General features: G+C 36.3%; 19 protein-coding genes. 1 reads left to right on the top strand and 18 read right to left on the bottom strand.

Annotation, left to right across the window (positions count from 1 at the left end; all coding sequences use genetic code 11):
* Positions 1 to 331: 331 nt before the first annotated feature.
* Positions 332 to 1,801 carry a protein adenylyltransferase SelO gene (locus tag ACEPXG_RS10175; protein ID WP_391201703.1) on the bottom strand — a complete coding sequence of 490 codons (1,470 nt, stop codon included), beginning with the start codon at positions 1,799 to 1,801 and terminating at the stop codon, positions 332 to 334.
* A gap of 256 nt (positions 1,802 to 2,057) precedes the next feature.
* Between ACEPXG_RS10175 and ACEPXG_RS10180 the strand changes: the two genes are divergently transcribed.
* On the top strand, positions 2,058 to 2,153 hold the full coding sequence (locus ACEPXG_RS10180; protein WP_391201706.1) for a putative holin-like toxin: 96 nt from the start codon (positions 2,058 to 2,060) through the stop codon (positions 2,151 to 2,153).
* 190 nt (positions 2,154 to 2,343) lie between these two features.
* Here the strand turns inward: ACEPXG_RS10180 and ACEPXG_RS10185 are convergent, their stop codons facing one another.
* From ACEPXG_RS10185 to lpdA, 17 genes are all read right to left on the bottom strand, one after another.
* Positions 2,344 to 2,883, bottom strand: coding sequence for a D-glycero-alpha-D-manno-heptose-1,7-bisphosphate 7-phosphatase (locus ACEPXG_RS10185; RefSeq protein WP_391201709.1), 540 nt, complete (start codon positions 2,881 to 2,883; stop codon positions 2,344 to 2,346).
* Between the two features lie 16 nt (positions 2,884 to 2,899).
* Positions 2,900 to 3,658, bottom strand: a complete 759-nt coding sequence (locus ACEPXG_RS10190) for a hypothetical protein (protein WP_391201712.1) — start codon at positions 3,656 to 3,658, stop codon at positions 2,900 to 2,902.
* 358 nt (positions 3,659 to 4,016) lie between these two features.
* Positions 4,017 to 4,214, bottom strand: a complete 198-nt coding sequence (locus tag ACEPXG_RS10195; protein WP_391201715.1) for a hypothetical protein — start codon at positions 4,212 to 4,214, stop codon at positions 4,017 to 4,019.
* 4 nt (positions 4,215 to 4,218) lie between these two features.
* The gene (locus ACEPXG_RS10200) at positions 4,219 to 4,656 is read right to left on the bottom strand and encodes an NUDIX hydrolase (RefSeq protein WP_391201718.1); all 438 of its coding nucleotides are present in this window, start codon (positions 4,654 to 4,656) and stop codon (positions 4,219 to 4,221) included.
* Between the two features lie 605 nt (positions 4,657 to 5,261).
* The gene (locus ACEPXG_RS10205) at positions 5,262 to 5,675 is read right to left on the bottom strand and encodes a hypothetical protein (RefSeq protein ID WP_391201720.1); all 414 of its coding nucleotides are present in this window, start codon (positions 5,673 to 5,675) and stop codon (positions 5,262 to 5,264) included.
* 33 nt (positions 5,676 to 5,708) lie between these two features.
* Positions 5,709 to 6,287, bottom strand: a complete 579-nt coding sequence (locus ACEPXG_RS10210) for a hypothetical protein (RefSeq protein WP_391201723.1) — start codon at positions 6,285 to 6,287, stop codon at positions 5,709 to 5,711.
* Positions 6,288 to 6,515: 228 nt separating this feature from the next.
* Positions 6,516 to 7,808, bottom strand: coding sequence for an FtsW/RodA/SpoVE family cell cycle protein (locus ACEPXG_RS10215; protein WP_391201727.1), 1,293 nt, complete (start codon positions 7,806 to 7,808; stop codon positions 6,516 to 6,518).
* A 7-nt stretch (positions 7,809 to 7,815) separates the two neighbouring features.
* On the bottom strand, positions 7,816 to 8,220 hold the full coding sequence (locus tag ACEPXG_RS10220) for a PadR family transcriptional regulator (protein WP_391201730.1): 405 nt from the start codon (positions 8,218 to 8,220) through the stop codon (positions 7,816 to 7,818).
* Positions 8,220 to 8,753, bottom strand: coding sequence for a sigma-70 family RNA polymerase sigma factor (locus tag ACEPXG_RS10225; RefSeq protein WP_391201732.1), 534 nt, complete (start codon positions 8,751 to 8,753; stop codon positions 8,220 to 8,222). The genes ACEPXG_RS10220 and ACEPXG_RS10225 overlap by 1 nt, the downstream gene beginning before the upstream one ends.
* Positions 8,754 to 9,078: 325 nt before the next feature.
* A complete protein-coding gene (locus ACEPXG_RS10230) occupies positions 9,079 to 10,203 on the bottom strand; it encodes a DUF2812 domain-containing protein (protein ID WP_391201735.1) in 1,125 nt (374 codons plus the stop codon).
* Positions 10,200 to 10,529, bottom strand: coding sequence for a PadR family transcriptional regulator (locus ACEPXG_RS10235; protein WP_391201738.1), 330 nt, complete (start codon positions 10,527 to 10,529; stop codon positions 10,200 to 10,202). Before ACEPXG_RS10235 ends, ACEPXG_RS10230 begins: the two co-directional genes overlap by 4 nt.
* 131 nt (positions 10,530 to 10,660) lie before the next feature.
* On the bottom strand, positions 10,661 to 11,653 hold the full coding sequence (locus ACEPXG_RS10240; protein ID WP_391201741.1) for an LLM class flavin-dependent oxidoreductase: 993 nt from the start codon (positions 11,651 to 11,653) through the stop codon (positions 10,661 to 10,663).
* 92 nt (positions 11,654 to 11,745) lie between these two features.
* Positions 11,746 to 11,880, bottom strand: coding sequence for a hypothetical protein (locus tag ACEPXG_RS10245; RefSeq protein ID WP_391201744.1), 135 nt, complete (start codon positions 11,878 to 11,880; stop codon positions 11,746 to 11,748).
* Positions 11,881 to 11,915: 35 nt separating this feature from the next.
* On the bottom strand, positions 11,916 to 13,220 hold the full coding sequence (locus tag ACEPXG_RS10250) for a dihydrolipoamide acetyltransferase family protein (RefSeq protein ID WP_391201747.1): 1,305 nt from the start codon (positions 13,218 to 13,220) through the stop codon (positions 11,916 to 11,918).
* A 15-nt stretch (positions 13,221 to 13,235) separates the two neighbouring features.
* A complete protein-coding gene (locus tag ACEPXG_RS10255) occupies positions 13,236 to 14,219 on the bottom strand; it encodes an alpha-ketoacid dehydrogenase subunit beta (protein WP_151700302.1) in 984 nt (327 codons plus the stop codon).
* Positions 14,219 to 15,229 (bottom strand): thiamine pyrophosphate-dependent dehydrogenase E1 component subunit alpha, encoded by a 1,011-nt coding sequence (locus ACEPXG_RS10260; protein ID WP_391201750.1) that lies wholly within the window; start codon positions 15,227 to 15,229, stop codon positions 14,219 to 14,221. The genes ACEPXG_RS10255 and ACEPXG_RS10260 overlap by 1 nt, the downstream gene beginning before the upstream one ends.
* Positions 15,230 to 15,244: 15 nt before the next feature.
* Positions 15,245 to 16,675 carry a dihydrolipoyl dehydrogenase gene (gene lpdA, locus ACEPXG_RS10265; RefSeq protein WP_391201753.1) on the bottom strand — a complete coding sequence of 477 codons (1,431 nt, stop codon included), beginning with the start codon at positions 16,673 to 16,675 and terminating at the stop codon, positions 15,245 to 15,247.
* Positions 16,676 to 16,759: the final 84 nt, after the last annotated feature.

Genomic DNA, 16,759 nt, shown 5'->3' on the forward strand with positions numbered 1-16,759 from the left:
ACAGGAAACGCTTTAGTAAGGTGTCTTTTTATTTGGTTAGATAAACAGCTACCTTTTTAGGTAGTGCTTATAAATATAGTGAGCAGCATGTAATATGTGACCGTTTTTTCAATATAAAGTTTCTACTTGGCATGTGATGACACTAATTAATCGCGCAATTTATGAAGAATCACAAGGTAGATACTCATAATCGCAAGATCAAGGTCGCAAATCGCAAATTATCTCTTCTAAATCGCAAGTTCGTTCCAGCGAATCGCAAGATAGGAAGTCCAAATCGCAAGTTCCGATGCCAGGCACATTATTATTCATCATATATGCAACATTGGTTAAATTATGTCCCACAAAAAGTTTGGTAAGTCTCGTTTGATTGCTCAGGCAGCTTGGAGTAAGCAGCCTGTTTTGGAGAATGTGCGAAGGGATTTGAAAGAACCTCGAGTAGCCGCTCCATCACACTAAAGTCTCCTTGCTCTGCAGCAGCTAGCGCTTCTTCCACTCGGTGGTTACGAGGTATTACCGCTGGATTACTGTCCCGCATTAACTGATATGCAGAGTCTTTCGATTCCTGTTGTCTACTTAATCTCGCTTGCCATTGTTCATGCCAATGAGAAAATTCTTTCTTGTCAAACAACAAAGTATCCTCGATTTTATCAAAAGTTAATGCACGGAACGTATTCGTATAATCCGCTTGATACTTCAGAAGCATACCAAGAAGTTCTTCAATAAGCGCCTCATCCTGTACCTCTTCATTAAACATCCCTAGTTTTGCTCTCATTCCCGCAAGCCAATTAGAATGATATAATTCTGGAAAATCTTGAATTGCATTTTGAGCAAGTTTAAGCGCTTCTTCCTCATTTTCATGTAGCAAGGTCAATAGGCTTTCAGCAAACCGCGCGAGATTCCAACCGGCAATACGTGGCTGATTGCCATATGCATAACGTGCTTGAACATCAATGGAACTGAATACGGTTGCTGGGTCGTAGGTATCCATGAAGGCGCATGGTCCATAATCAATAGTTTCTCCGCTAATACTCATGTTGTCGGTGTTCATCACCCCGTGAATAAAGCCAACTAGTTGCCACTTGGCAATTAAACCCGCTTGACGCTTGATTACTTCCCGAAGAAAGGAAAGATAGCGATTAGGATCATTGTTAATTTCTGGATAATGTCGTTGTAATGTATAATCGGCCAATACCTGAAGATCTTCTACTGTCCCCCGTTGAGCAGCATATTGAAAAGTGCCGACACGCAAATGACTGGCAGCCACTCGGGTAAGAATTGCTCCAGGTAGATCAGTTTCACGGATTACTGGTTCATCCGTCGTCACTACTGCTAGGCTTCGGGTAGTAGGTATTCCAAGTCCATGCATTGCTTCGCTCATGATGTATTCGCGTAGCATCGGTCCTAGTGCCGCTCTACCATCTCCCCCGCGTGAGTATGGGGTTCTTCCTGCTCCCTTAAGCTGAATATCAACTCGCTCATTAGTAGGCGTAATCTGCTCGCCAAGTAGAATTGCCCGGCCGTCTCCTAACATATTGAAATGCCCGAATTGATGTCCCGCATAAGCTTGTGCAAGAGGCGAAGCACCTTCGGGTATCTCGTTACCTGCAAGAACTGCAACACCATCGTCACTTTGTAGTGCCTCGACGTTCAATCCTAGATAAGTTGCTAGTTTATCATTGAACGTAACCAAGTTTGGTGCTGGCACAGGGTTAAGGTCAAGGTTTGTGAAGAAAAGATCTGGTAGACGGGCATAACTGTTATCGAAATTCCATCCTGTTTCTTTTTCATTTCTTTTTGTCATTGAGTCACCTTTTCCTGTTACCTATATTTTTACTACTATGTTAAAACAAAGTTTCTACAAATTTATTATACCCTTTTGCAGTACATACATCCTTTTTTAATTCGCTATTTTCCAACTGTAAATCTAACCTTGAAGGAATGAAAGAGAACACTTGTGTGGTATAATAAAAGAGTAATAGAATAGGGGTTTCAAGGGTGGTTAGCACATTTTTTCCATTACTTCATTCAACTTGGTGAGGGAAAGGTGGATGATGCTTATGACGGTTTTCGAAGCGCTAATGGTTACGATTGGTTTTTCAACGCTAATTGTCTCTATCATTGCTTTGTCATATACTTTTGCAAGAAAAAAGTAAACCGCCCCGAGCCTGACAGCTAAGCGGTTTACCATCGCGTGCTGATCGCCAATGAAGCGATCTATTTTGCAGGGCTGTTTAGTGTTGACGCACCAAACAGTCCTTTTTAGTGTAAACCATTTCTCTTTCCAGTATAACAAGGCAACAAAGGGTTTTCAACAAATCAACTTATATCTTTCCTTGCAAATATTTATCCTTCTATGCTTGCTGCTGCATCTTCAATAATCCAGTCCACCGCAGTTATTAAGTCAAGGAAAACGGCATCTGAAAGTGGATCGTTCTTACCCAAGAACACACATTTTGTACCTGCTTTTTTACCAGCGATAATATCCGTGTCGGTATCTCCAACCATGTACGAATGGGATAAATCAATATTATATTTTTTACCGAGATCTGTTATTAATTTACTGTTAGGCTTTCGGCAATCACAACCCGCTTTTGGCTTATGTGGACAATAAGCCACCTCGTGAATAGTCGCCCCTTCTTTCTTTAGTGCAGCAATCATATGGTCATGTATTTTTTGGAGCTGTGCTTCCTTCATATATCCTAAGCCAACCCCACCTTGATTGGTTACGACAAAGATGAAATCAAAGACAGTATTCAATTTTTTAATTGCTTCTGGTACACCTGGTAAAAAATATAGCTCGTGGGGCTTATTCACAAATTTAACGCGATCCGTTAGCACTTCATTTATTACTCCGTCACGATCCAAAAATACAGCTTTTTTCATTTACAGCACACCTTTACTAATTAGTTTCCTCTATCGGACTCACAGACGTGTTTCTAATTTTTTCAGGCTCATTTTGTTTAAATGTAATGGACTTTGCTTTATACATTTTCCCGTCCCAAAAGTATTCAATAGTTAAATGACCAAGTAAACCACCATAAACACTATCATCTCGTACTACATAAGCATTAACCGTTCCATTTAATGTTCCATTTTCAATCGAATATTCTATCGTATCCATACCGAGATAAGGCTTACGAGAATTAGTAAAATGATATTTGGAAATGTCGATTTTATACTCCTCTTTGTCTGCCAGAATAATCACGATATTACCATGTCTCTCTAATTTCACAAGGCGACTCATAGTCAAGTCCGTAGGTTCAACTGGAACCTCTTTATACCTTAGAAAAGGATCCTGAATTTGATTCAGAATATGAATATCCTTAAGAGACGTTCCAATTCCAGCTCTATCATTATTTAATACGACGATAACATCTTCCAACCTGTCACCATTTATGTCTTCATAATATAATACAGGATCATACTTTCCATGATACCAGTTGGGAAAATGATAAACTATTTCTCCTCGATCACCAATTTGAACGGTAAAATTTTCAAAGTCCATCCAACTTTTTTTATCAGCTATTAGGTAGACTCTTTTATACCATATATCGGACGGTACGCTTAATAGCACCACTCGTTCACTTGCATATGCCATTTCCAAATGTAAGAATAACATAAGTAGTAAAAGACAGCTTGCGGAAATTTTTCTAATCATTTTAGCAATCCTTTTGTACTTAAGGTTCCCAGTATGTTCTATAAAATACTGCTTAATATATTCTTATCTACATAAGCTCTTTCAACCTTTTAACGACAGAATGGACAGTTAATCTATGAAATGATATAAGTTGTCCTTTAAATACAACAGAATATATTCCGTAGGGAGTTGTTGATAATTCCAGTAATTCTTTTCTATTTTTTAAGTCCATTTGATTTCTTTTTACTTCTAAGACAGTAGCTACCAATACCTTCTAATAATTCAGTGTTTAACTCTAGCATTTAAATATCAGACAACAAAAGCATCTCCCTTTTTCTTTTGGTTTCCTATGTAGCACAAAGCTCCAAAAAATACTGTATTATTTCTGATTTAACTTTTCTATGTTGTTGTTTATTTTAATTAGTAGGTTAATGATGATCGTCAATAAAATAATGAAAATAATTGCAATTAAAATACCTGCTCCTTCATAGCCAACAAACGCAATTATTCCTCCAAAAACTAAAAATCCAATAAATCCGAATGCAATTGCAGTAGTTAAATTTAAAATAAATTTCAAGTAATCACCCCTTTATTTCAACTTCTCTTAACATATATGGAACTGAATTTCTGTCCATTATTAGTCCTTCAAACCCATTTGAGATATGTATATATTTTTCTGCTTGTTTTAAATCCATCCAAATTACTTCCTCAATTTCTTCGGGAAAAGATATTTCTATTTTTCCACCTATTATTTTTCCGACAAAAGTAATGAAGATAGCGTGGTGTCCCCTTTCTTCAAAAAACGCTTCCCCAACAGAGAAAACACCATCCACTTGTACATCTAGTCCCGTTTCCTCTTTCACTTCACGTATGGCACCTTCTTTAAGCGTTTCTCCCTTTTCCACTGCCCCTCCTGGAGGCGTATAGTAAGAGGACCCAGTACCTTTGTTTTTTACCATTAATACATTCTGTTCAAGTTCATCAAACAGAAGTACATATGCTACATCTACTCTTTTCATTTATTCTTACCCCCCTTTTATACAATAAAAAAAGAGCCGACTAAACAGCTCAAGATTTTCAATAGAACCTTTAATCACTTTGTCCCCTACAAAATCTTAATACCGATTCTTCTTGATCTTTGTCTTGTAGCCGTCGTAATTTCTTCTGAAAAAATAAAGTATACGCTATATCAAAGTCGGCATATTGAGAATGTGTGAAGAACTATACTTTAATTAACAACTTCGACGTCCTTTCCAAAATACCTGCTTTCCAAGTATAAAAGGAGACACTTAAGCATCTCTACTTAAAGGGTGTTTAAACAAATGATTGAAATTTTGCTTCAACATCTACACTATCAAAACATGACACTCACAGATAACATAATTGATAACACCAGAAAAAATGTAAGAACGGCACCAAGTAGCTTTTGATTATGATAATTTTTATTGGCCTTCATCTTTTCTAATAACTTAATAAAATTCAGAAACCATAATACTCCAATGAGAGATGATGCTATAAATAGGAAATACAATAAAAGCAGTTCCTTTCTATACTTTAAATTTTAACTATTCTTTGTCCAACTAACGTTCGATTGTTAGATTGTTATCCCAAGACCAAATCTATTTTATTGGTCTGGATCTTCATATATGTCCATATTTACACCATCATACAAGTTAATATGCACAGTTCTAAATTCTTTAGAAGTCCCTTTCTTAAGTCGATAGCTAAGTTGAACTTCATAGCTTGGTTCTGCTTGACTAGGTATGATTCTTTCAATCACTAAGGTTTCATAGTTAACTTCTTTATAAAGACTGATCAAAGGCTGAAGTTCAAAATCATGGTTAAGAAATGAATATTTTCTTATTCGAGTTAAATCTTCTTGTTTTAATGATTCTAAGTATAATACAAGAGTACTTGCAGCTTTTTCAGATTGTGTATTCTTTAATACAAGTTCATACATCTTGTCATAGTATGGGTTGCTTGATAGGAGATCGTTAATATTATAATCAGAAGAGTTGTAAATAATAACTCCACCCATAATATATATAGGTTTATTTTGATCTTTACTATTTTAAAATTGTATGGAGTAAGCATCATCTTGAAAATCAACTAATGGAATCTTTATTCCTCTTTGGAAGTAACCAATTTCTAAACTCCCTACCTTCTTCCCAACAGAATCTAATATATTGATTAACATAGAATCAAATACCTCTTCTGGTTCCACAATCATACTGATTGGTTTGTAGAATGTTTTATTTTGTCCACCTAGATTAATGTTATTATTAAACTTAGTTGAACGAAAAACAAATAAATTATGCGCTCCAGAGTCTGACAATTCACTCATTTCTTTTACTATGTCTTCAGTAGGATCAATAATTAATCCATTTTCATCCAAAAAATCTGCAGTCATTCCTTCATTTTTATAAATCTTATTATTAACAAACATTTTATTTAGTTGTTCTTCTGAATATTTTTTAACTAAATTGCCATTCTCATCATAAAGATTAACAAATGCTTTTCCATCGTATTCATTTAGAAATTCCGGAATATTTTTATTTTTCTCCCCTTTTTTATTGTTGTTAGTAAAAGTAAAAACGCTTAAAACAATAATTAAAAAAGCAAAAATAGTAATGTAGTACTTTTTTTTCACAGAAAATCACCCTTCCTTTTAATATTCTCATTGTAATAAATTATATTTTTTTACATTAATACAAATATTTTAAACAAAAGGATATTAATAAGAGAACTGATTTAGTTGTCGTTTCCTTACCTACATTAGGAGTTTCTTTGAGTTTATTCAAGTAGCTTCACAAAAATTAATCTTAAGTTTATTCCATTTTTTTCTTATTTTTAATTCTATGCAATACTAGTGATGGATTCATTTTACATGAACTTCATTTTCCATAAAACCACTCGAAACTAAATCTTTACGTCGATATACACTTAGCACAATTCCTATTAAAAAGGAATTGAACAAAATAGGCATTAAACCGTAGCTAATAAATGGCAAGGACATAGAAATAATCGGTAAGAAACCAAGTGTCATGGCAATATTGGTAACTAGCTGGACGGCATAAAGAGCAACTGAACCGATAAGCAAAAGCTTTCCATATGAATGATGTATCTTACGAGCAATTACAACAATTCGTGCAACAAATAAAGAAAGGATTAATACGAGTACAATCGCAAAAAGCCAACCAAAGTAGGAAGTAAGGCTTACGAAAACAAAATTAGTATGACCTGCCGGAATAAATTCATTTGTCATAGGATTTCCAAGCCATCCAGCATTAGCTAATTGCTCTTTAAGGAGCAAGATCATGTAGCCTTCACTATCACGATATTGTTCAGGATTTAAAAATGCCAAAAGTCTATTTATCTGGTATGGCACAGCAGATTGCAAAAGAATAAAGCTAACAATTAAAAATGAACTAATCGAGATTCCTAGGGTTTTAAGAATTATTTTCAGATTAAATTGGCTCCAACAAAACATCACAAATACCATTACAACATAAATATAAACAGTAGAAATACTTATCGTAGTAAAGATTAAATACAAAGGAAGAAAAAATAAAATGATTAAATGCCACAATTTCAACCTTTTGTCATTGAAGAAGGATGACCAGGCAAGTAAAAAGAATGGTATTGCCATCAAGCTCTCAATTCTTAAGGGTCCTACCAATACAAGCCCTAGTATGAATCGTGTGAGAAAAAATTTTAATGTTAAGAGAATAAGTATTCCGATTAAGTAAAATAGCCAGCCTTGTTTTTCTAATTTTCGATAATCAATCAACATTATTCCAATGGTCACTACCCCACCAAGCAAGACAAATATAACCTTATGTGTAGAATAATATCCAATATCAACAATACCATTTCCAATCGATAACATTGGTAAAAAACCTAAACCTAATATGATTACCAATAATATTACCGTTAACCAATCTACTTTCGGTCGATGAAGCTTATTAAGCCTTTGACCAAGTGTTACTGGACTTCCCATTTGCCCCACTGCTTTTTCTTCTGCATCTGCTTCCTTTAATCCTTTTTTGATCCATTCATTTTTTACTTCCTTTATATGATGATTGAGTTCAGCCGAAACAAATTCCTTTGCTTCTTTTGAATGGATTTGATTTTGTACTTCTCTTAAATAGGATTGACTACTAATTTTCACTTTGATTTCACTCCTCTACTAATTTTTTGAAAGAAAAGGTTTTAGTTGTAGATTGTTTTTCAGATTTTCTTAATAGTTTTGTTCCTTTATTGTTTAATCGATAATATTTCACATTTGAGTCGTTCCAGCTAGAATGTAAGTAACCATCTTGCTCTAACTGATGTAACAATGTGTAGACAATCCCTTCATTTTCTTCAAATTTACGAATTCCTCTTCCTCGTAAAAGCTTTACTATTTCGTAACCTGTTTTCTCTTGAACAAGAAGCTGCATGACTGCTAAAAAGATTGCGTCTTCCTTTTCTTCTTCAAACATTTTTTCTCGAATCGCCTTGCGATGTTGTTCGGTAAATTTTAGTTCAGAGAATGTCGTTTTATCGATTGTTTTTCTCAAGTTTTTTAAACGCTCATCCATTACTGCTCCTCCAATCTTTCTTCCAAAAGCTCTTTGGCACGTCTGAGCCTCGTTTTAACTGTGTTAACACTAACTTCAGTTAGTACTGCTATTTCCTTGATGAGTAATTCCTCGTAGTAAAAGAGATAGATTACTTCACGGTATTTAATAGGTAATGTCATTAACGCAGAAACTAATTGATCATCCGCTTCTTTTTGAATAATTACATCTTCAATCATTTCTTTCTGTGTTTTTATGTATTTAGAATCTCCGGCAATGATCACATGCTTGTTATACCAACTCTTCAGAAAATCCTTGCAATGATTTATTGCAATTCGCCATAACCATGTTTTTAACTTGGATTTCCCCCTGAATGTATGAAGCGATTTATAAAACTTCACAAATATATCCTGCGTCAAGTCCTCCGCAACCTCTTTGTTATTAACGTACGAATAGACAAGCCTTAATATATCTTGACCATATTTGTTCATCATCTCATTCATAAGGGCTTCCTGATCTTCTAGTTCAAAAGCTTCCTCTAACATTTCTTCCACATTATCCCTCCTCTCTTTTCATTAGACGACGTGCCCTATTAGAAGGTTTTTATTTACATTAGTTTTCTTAATGTATTCCTCCAAAAAAAGTCCTCTTCATGTAGCTGTGTATCACCCCATAAATGCATGGTCTGTTTACACTAATCTACCAAAAGAGGATAACTATAAATCAATTGTGAATATGCCTAACTTTTTATTCTAGCAAATGTTTTTTACTATCAGCAGATTCCATCTTTTATATCGTCGGATAACAAATACTATTACAATAATAAAACCAGCAAATAATAAAATAAAAAAGATTGAATAATTGAAACTAGCCAAAAGGTTATATACTTTTTCTCATCCGTAAAGCATAGAGAAAAGTCCGAATCAAAATGAAGATAGGAGAAAACGATGAAATAATTAATAGTCCAATAATAATTTGTTGTAATAGACTCTTGTCAAATGCTCTATTATTCAAAAATTGAATCCATATAGCAAAAAGCAAAATAGCAAGTAAATAACTAATCAATAATGAACTTGCTATAATTACCTTTCTTTCTTGTGCTTTCTTTTCTGTCGAATTATACGTGAAACGTGGTTTTTTCTCTCCTAATTTATACTCTTTTTCCCATATGCTATACTTAAATAACCAAGAATTCGAAGTGAATCGTAATTTCCAGCCTGCGCTTTTATGGACGTCGAAATACTCTGGAGCCGTCTTCCATTGAAAGTCTTGTACATAGGAGACAAGTTTTGGTGTATCTTTTTCGAAAATAAATGCTGACCATTTTTTATTTACACGAACAAGATGATTCCCCTCTTCGGCCATATTACTTAGCCAGTTTTCTAGTAGATCTGGTGCATATACCCAACCAAATCTCCATTTTGAAAACGTTCCCTCATTAGATTCACCTTTAACAACTGCACTACTAAAAAATTTACGCTCGAATGCTCTCAATTTTCGTGTCATGTAAAAGGTGAATATAATAACTCCTATAACTTGCATAAAATATAGAATAGTTAGAGACCACAACGGACTTGCTACAAAATTCTCTTTGCCTGGTGCAAATAAAAGTGTAAGCATAGCGATAACAAATGGAAACAGCTGAAATACATATAGAAATGAAAGCCCTGTTAATAGAAGTAAATGAACTCGATTTCTCTTCATTATTCCTTCCCGTGAAGAATAAGCTCGAATAGTATCTCTATCATTCATAACAAATTTCCAATTTCCTTTTACTAAAGAGTCTTCCCACCCAGAATCAACTAAGCCACTAGGTAAGCTATTTTGAGATTTGTCAAATATGAGTTGATACACCAGTTGCTTACTATCTGATTCTTCAAATACAAACACTCTGGAAAACAACTTTACATCAACTAATCTTTTTCCAACTGCTGCATTTGTTGATAACCAATATTCTGTCTTCTCCACATCAAAACTCCAAAATGGCCTCCATTTTTTGATCATTCGAATTCCTCCTCATACTTTAATGCATTTGTATGTAGTTCCTTCAATCTGCTTATTTCATGGTGTATTAATGTCTTACCTATTTCTGAAATCTCATAAATTGTTTTTCGAAGTTCATCTGCATACACTTTTACAATGTAATCCCGCTGCATTTTCTTCAAAGTACCGTAAATAGTACCAGAGCCAAGAACTAATCGACCTCTTGTAATTTCTTCCACATGTTTTATTATTCCATAACCATGTCTTGGTTCAGATTGAGATAATAATATATAAAAGGCAGTTTCCGTCATCGGAATATAGGATGCAATAACTTTTTCAACTTTCATTCGGATCACTTCCACTCTTTTCATTTGGTATGTCACCACTCGACTATATCACTCTGTGACATATAACGTAAAATAAAATCAGAAAAATAAAAAAAGACACACTATTCTAAGCGTGTCTTTCTCGTTTTCTATTAAAATAATTCCTCCGCTAGTAGTCGGTACACATTTAGTCTTTTTTCCTGCGAGTGAGGAATACTACAGATCATTACTTCATCTAATCCATAATGTGCTTGTTCTTCTTGTAAAATCGTTGCCACTTCTTTTGCTGAACCGACTAAATGAATTTTACGATTTTCTTGAATCATCATGCGATCCATTTCTGTTAATGGATAATTTTGTGCTTCTTCTGGCGTTAATATTTGGTGAATCTGACCTTTCATAAGCGATAGACGTGCAATGTCCTGTGGTAATGCTTCAAATTCCGCTTCTTCTTTCGTTTCAGCAACCGTTGCTAAGTAAGTGACATTGATTTCAGGTTTCTCCATAAACGCTGAAGGTTGGAAATTCTTGCGATACGTATCTAATATCGTAGGGGTCATTCCTCCTTGAAAAAATTGGGCGAATGAATATCCGAGACCCAATCTACCAGCTTGAATTGCACTATTCCCAGTTGAACCAAGTAACCACGCCTCTGGTAATACGATATTTGCAGGAGTTGCAATTGTTTTGCTGTACAGACTTTCTTCTGGTACTTCGTCATTTAGTAGCTGCAAAGCAATCGCTAATTTTTCATACATATTATTTACCATTGGTGGACGACCTTCTGAAAGCGCGTACATGGCATAATTATCTCCACCAGGGGCACGACCTACTCCAAAATCGATTCTTCCTGGAGAAAAGGCACTAAGTGTCTTAAATGCTTCGGCTAGCTTCAGTGGTGAATAGTGCATCATCATGACTCCACCTGTTCCAATACGAAGTTTGTTCGTTTTTGCCGCAAGATGCGCTGCTGTTACTTCTGGGGCAGAACTAGCAAAAGCACCCGTTCCATGATGCTCTGCCATCCACATACGATGATAGCCTAATTCATCTGCTAAAATTGCTAATTCTTCCGCATTTTTTAATGCGACTTCCGCAGTATTACCTTTCGTAATGGGTGCTTGGTCTAGTACACTTAATCTCATTTTTGTTTCCTCCCTATATTTTGCGATCTTTGTTTAATATTAATGCTAACGAACCGTTTTCAAAAAGTAAATGAAAGGGACTTGAATGACTCTTAGATTTCTGGCTTTCCAACTAAAATGGCTTTTTTTCTAACTAAGCTTTCCGATTTTCCAACTAAAGCTTTCAAAATTCCAACTAAACGCCCTATTTTTCCAACTAAATTTTTTTCCGTGAAAAAACGGAGCATTTCCCCCTGGGAAATGCTCCGTTTTCAACTATTTATTAATAGACTGATGTATTTTCTTTTGTTATATTTTCTAAAATTTCTTTCACACGAGCTAAGAAGCGTCCGCAAACTAAACCATCTAGTACGCGGTGATCTAATGATAGACATAAGTTTACCATGTCACGTGCAGCAATCATTCCACCATCCATAATAACAGGACGTTTCACAATAGACTCTACTTGTAAAATTGCTGCTTGTGGATAATTGATAATCCCCATAGACTGTACAGAACCGAATGATCCTGTATTGTTTACAGTGAATGTACCACCTTGCATTTCATCTGATTTTAGTTTTCCAGAACGAACTTTTGCAGCAAGCTCATTTACTTCACGTGCAATACCTTTAATCGTTTTTTCGTCCGCATTTTTAATAACAGGAACGAAAAGTGCATCTTCTGTAGCAACTGCGATTGAAATATTAATGTCTTTTTTCTGAACAATCTTATCGCCAGCCCACATAGAGTTCATCATTGGGAATTCTTTTAGAGCTTGAGAAACAGCTTTTACGAAGAACGCAAAATACGTTACATTAAAGCCTTCTTTTTGCTTGAACTCATTTTTAATGGAGTCTCGGTATTGTACTAAACTCGTTACATCCACTTCTATCATAGTCCAAGCATGTGGTGCTTCATGTTTGCTTCGTAACATATTCGCAGCGATTGCTTTTCGAATACCTGTTACTGGGATTTCGATATCCCCAACTGCAACTGGAACGTTTACTGGAGGAGCAGCTTTTGGTGCAGGTGCAGCAGTTGAAGTTTGTGATGCTACAGGAGCTTGTGCAGCGATTGTTGCTGCTGGAGCAGCTACTGGAATTTCACCACTTTCAATGATCTTCAACAAATCTTTACGCGTAATGCGTCCTTCATTTCCAGTACCATTTACTAAAGTAAGGTCAATTCCATGTTCTTGTGAAAGCTTTAACACAGCTGGTGAATAACGAGCTTTTGCGCCTTTTTCAAGCTGAATTGGAGCTGCATGCTTTTGTACTTCAGCAGGTTTTACTTTTTCCGCTGTTGGTTGCTCAGGTGCAGCTTCCACTACTCCCTCGGTAGCTCCACCTTCTGTTTCAATCGTACAAACGATTTCACCAACTGCAAGTGTATCTCCTTCGTTTGCAAGTAGTTCTTTAATAACTCCAGTAAAGGAAGAAGGTACTTCAGCTGTTACTTTGTCTGTGTTTACTTCAGCAAGTGCATCGTATTTATTGACATGATCGCCTGGTTTTACTAACCATTTTTCAATCGTACCTTCCGTTACACTTTCCCCAAGTTGAGGCATTTTGATTTGTTCAAGAGCCATTTATAATCCTCCTTCCTAATATGCAGCTAGCTCGCGCATCGCTTTTTCGACTTTGTCTGGATTAATCATAAAGAATTTTTCCATTGTTGGCGCATATGGCATTGCAGGAATGTCTGGGCCAGCAAGACGCATAATCGGTGCATCTAAATCAAATAAGCAGTTTTCTGCAATAATAGCAGCAACTTCACCAATAATACTACCTTCTTTATTGTCTTCCGTAACAAGAAGCACTTTACCAGTTTTTGAAGCAGCTTCAATTATTCCATCTTTATCTAACGGATAGATTGTACGTAAATCAAGAATATGTACAGAGATACCGTCTTTTTCAAGGCGTTCTGCAGCTTGAAGTGCAAAGTGAACAGCAAGACCGTACGTAATTACCGTAATATCTTCCCCTTCACGTTTTACATCTGCTTTTCCGATTTCGATTGTGTAATCTTCTTCTGGAACTTCTCCTTTGATTAGACGATAAGCACGTTTGTGCTCAAAGAACATAACAGGATCTTCATCGCGAATTGCCGCTTTTAATAATCCTTTTGCATCATAAGGAGTCGATGGAATAACAATTTTTAATCCCGGTTGGTTTGCAAAAACTGCCTCTACAGATTGTGAATGATATAAAGCACCGTGAATTCCGCCACCAAAAGGAGCACGAATAACAATTGGACAAGTCCAGTCGTTATTTGAACGATAACGAATACGGGATGCTTCGGAAATGATTTGGTTGACAGCTGGCATAATGAAATCAGCAAATTGCATTTCTGCAATTGGACGCAACCCGTACATTGCAGCACCGATACCTACTCCTGCAATAGCGGATTCAGCAAGTGGTGTGTCTAGCACGCGGTATTCTCCAAACTCTTCGTAAAGGCCATTCGTTGCTTTAAATACGCCACCTTTACGACCAACATCTTCCCCTAGGATAAAAACGCGTTCATCACGAGTCATTTCTTCTTTCATTGCAAGTGTAATTGCATCGATATAAGACATTACTGCCATTATGCGTTCCCCCCATCTTTTTCTGCGTAAACATACTTCAATGCATCTTCTGGAGCAGCATATGGAGCATCTTCCGCATAATCAGTCGCTTCATTTACTTCTTTCATAATGCGATCATTAATTTCTTTTTCTAATTCTTCCGTTAAAACACCTGTTTCTTTTAAATAAACAGCAAAAGTTAGGATAGGATCCAGTGCTTTACCCTCTGCAATATCTTCTGCAGTACGATATTGTCGATCATCATCATCGGAAGAATGAGCAGTTAAGCGGTAAGTCACTGCTTCGATTAAACTTGGGCCTCCGCCGTTTCGAGCACGATCTGCTGCTTCTTTTACTACTTTATAAACAGCAATTGGATCTTTCCCATCTACTTCTACACCAGGCATTCCATAGCTAATCGCACGGTCCGCAATATTTTTACTTGCAACTTGGCGGTCAAAAGGAACTGAGATTGCGTATTTATTGTTTTCAACCATTGTAATACAAGGCAACTTATGAACCCCTGCAAAGTTAAGTCCTTCGTGGAAATCACCTTGGTTAGAAGATCCTTCTCCTAAAGTTACAAACGTAATAAAATCTTTTTTCTCAATTTTCGCAGCAAGTGCTACACCAACTGCGTGTGGTAATTGAGTTGTAACTGGAGAAGAACCAGTAAGAATTCTATTTTTCTTCTGTCCAAAATGTCCAGGCATTTGTCTTCCACCGGAGTTTGGATCTTCTGCTTTCGCAAATGCAGATAACATTAAATCTTTAGCTGTCATACCAAAGTGTAAAACAACCCCCATATCACGGTAGTATGGTGCGATATAATCTTTTGTATTATCAAGTGCAAATGCCGCTCCAACCTGTGCCGCTTCTTGACCTTGACATGATATAACGAAAGGAATTTTTCCAGCGCGGTTTAATAACCACATACGTTCATCAATGCGACGCGCCATTAGCATCGTCTCAAACATTTTTAACACATCTTCATTTGTTAAACCTAATTCTTCATGTCGATTTGTTGTCATTTACATTGCCTCCTCTTACATGTGAATTGCTTTACCATCAACAGCTAATGCCGCCTCACCCATTACTTCACTAAGCGTAGGGTGTGGATGAATCGTGTGGGCGATTTCCCACGGTGTTGCATCAAGTACCATTGCAAGACCAGCTTCAGAGATCATATCTGTCACATGTGGTCCGATCATATGAACCCCTAAAATATCATTCGTCGCTTTATCTGCAACAATTTTGACGAAACCATCTGATTCTCCGTAAACAAGTGCTTTTCCAATCGCTTTAAATGAGAACTTTCCAACCTTTACATCAAACCCTTGCTCTTTTGCTTGTTGTTCTGTAATACCAACGCTCGAAGCTTCTGGATTGGAATAAATGCAACGGGATACTAATTTATAGTCAATTGCTGAGACTTCATTGCCTGCAATATGTTCTACTGCATTAATACCTTCATGACTTGCAACATGTGCCAGTTGAAGCCCTCCAATTACATCACCAATTGCATATATATGTGATTCCTTCGTTTGAAATGTATCAGAAACTTGGATAAATCCTTTTTCTACAACGATATCGGTATTTTCTACACCAATCCCTTCAACGTTTGCTTGACGACCAACTGAGACAAGCATTTTTTCTGCAGTGAAGGATTTTGTTTCCCCGTTTAACTCAGCAGAAATAGTCACTAAGTTGCTTTCCGTTTGAAGTGTTTCTGGTAGAACTTTTGTACTTGTTGCAAATGTAATGCCTTTTTTAGTTAAAAGCTTTTGCATTTCTTTTGAAATATCTTTATCCTCTGTTGGGATAATTCGATCCGCATATTCAATTACGGTCACTTCCACTCCAAAATCATTTAACATAGAAGCCCACTCAATTCCAATTACGCCTCCACCGACGATTAAAATCGATTTCGGTAATTCTGTCATTGCCAATGCTTCATCTGAACTCATGACGAAATCTCCATCGATTTTGAGCCCTGGAAGAGTACGAGGTCTAGAGCCAGTCGCAATAACTACATTTTTCGGAATGAGCATTTCATTTTCATCGCCATTATTCATTTCAACTGAAATGGTTCCACCTGGAGAAGGAGAGAAAATAGATGGCCCTAGCATTCTTCCAGTACCTTCATACACATCTATTTTCCCTTTTTTCATCAATCCTTGAACCCCTTGATGTAATTGGTTCACAATCGATTCTTTTCTAGCTTGCACTCGGCTAAAATCAAGTGATACTTCTGAAGTATTTACGCCAAATTCAGCTGCATGATTTTTAGTCATAGAATATACTTCAGCACTACGAAGCAACGCTTTACTTGGAATACACCCTTTATGCAAACAAGTGCCACCTAGATTACCTTTTTCCACGATTGCTGTTTTTAAACCTAATTGAGCGGAGCGGATAGCAGCGACGTATCCGCCTGTACCGCCACCAATAATGACTACATCATATTCTTTTGCCAACTGCCTTTTCCCCCTTATCTTCCACCTAAGAAGGCCGTTCGATAAACTAAACGGCCTTACATTGATTAGATGAAATTAGTTGTT

This window comes from Psychrobacillus sp. L4, assembly GCF_042944905.1.
Lineage (GTDB): Bacteria > Bacillota > Bacilli > Bacillales_A > Planococcaceae > Psychrobacillus.